Source organism: Mesorhizobium sp. M2A.F.Ca.ET.067.02.1.1 (assembly GCF_004023285.1).
GTDB lineage: Bacteria > Pseudomonadota > Alphaproteobacteria > Rhizobiales > Rhizobiaceae > Mesorhizobium.
The window spans coordinates 1-1,299 of record NZ_RZSB01001122.1 but is presented as its reverse complement, the minus strand read 5'-3'; the positions used below and the strand labels follow the sequence as shown (position 1 = coordinate 1,299).

Here is a 1,299-nt window from a genome sequence, read left to right as displayed (position 1 = left end):
GCAGAGGCAGCACATCGCCTTCGCGGATCGTGTAGCGGATCGGATGCTTGGATTCGACACGGTAAAGGCAAGTGCGCAGATCACCGGAGCGCACGTAGAAAGCGACGCTTTCCCAGCTCTGCTCGGAAAGATCGCGCATGATTGGCAGCAGGACGTCCATCGCCACGACGGACCGCTGGTAGAGCGCGCCAAGCCGGAATGCGGCAGGCCCGATGCGATAGCGCCCATCATCCAGGCGCTCCAGCAATTGCCCGCGTATCAGGGAATTTGCCAGCCGCAGGATCGTGCTCTTGTAAAGGCCGGTACGGGCGGCGATTTCGGCCAGACCGAGCGAGCGGTCGGCAGCGGTGAAGGCATCGAGAATGGCGATAGCGCGTTCAAGCGCGGCGACGCCGTCGGCCCGTGCCGAGCTGGGAGGCGTGTCTGTCATTGCAACGGTGATTTCATCGCAGTCGCCCATCCGGAACTGATCCAGACACGAGATTTAATCCCGACGCCGCCGTTCTGTCTAGCAGAATGGTATTCCTATTGACAGAACGAGATAACATTTGCTTGAAATCGAAGTGAAGGCCTGTGTCGGGCCTCGTCTTGGCAGGGCACCTGGAGGAGAGGTGTCGTGATTTGGAGGAAATCCCCATGCTGAACAGACGCAAATTCCTGACGAGCACGGCAGCCGTCGGCGCCGCTGGTTTCACCGCGCTGCATTTTACCCCCGCCTTGGCGCAGGACGTGCCGCAGATCCAGATTTTTGTTCCGGCGGCGCCCGGTGGCGGCTGGGACCAGACGGCGCGCACGATCGACCAGGTGCTGCGCTCCGAGAAGCTCATATCCGGCTCGCAGATCACCAATGTCGGCGGCGCCGGTGGCACGGTCGGCCTGCCGCAATTCGTTAATCAGTGGAAAGGCAAGGGCAATTCGCTGATGGTCGCCGGCATGGTCATGGTCGGCGCCATCATCGCCAACCAGGCAGCCAACAATCTTACCGAGGTGACACCGATCGCTCGCCTTACGGGTGAGTTCGAGGCGCTGGTGGTGCCTGCGGAATCGCCGTTCAAGACGGCCGGCGATTTCGTCGCCGCGCTGAAAGCCGATCCGACCAAGGTTCCGGTCGCCGGCGGCTCGGCAGGCGGTTCCGACCACATCCTGTTCGGCCTGATCGCCAAGACGGCCGGCGTGCCGGCGGCGAACCTCTCCTATGTGCCGTTCGCCGGTGGCGGCGAGGCGCTGTCGGCGCTGCTCGGCAACCAGGTCGCGGCCGGCATTTCCGGCTACGGCGAATTCTCCGAGCAGATCAAGGCC

General features: G+C 63.0%; 2 protein-coding genes. One reads left to right on the top strand and one right to left on the bottom strand.

Annotated elements, in window-relative coordinates; genetic code table 11:
- Window positions 1-430: helix-turn-helix domain-containing protein (locus EOA28_RS36015; RefSeq protein ID WP_148671120.1), on the bottom strand; the 430-nt coding region annotated here is incomplete at its 3' end.
- 206 nt (window positions 431-636) lie between these two features.
- Between EOA28_RS36015 and EOA28_RS36010 the strand changes: the two genes are divergently transcribed.
- A partial coding sequence (locus EOA28_RS36010; RefSeq protein ID WP_148671119.1) for a tripartite tricarboxylate transporter substrate-binding protein occupies window positions 637-1,299 on the top strand: 663 nt, incomplete at its 3' end.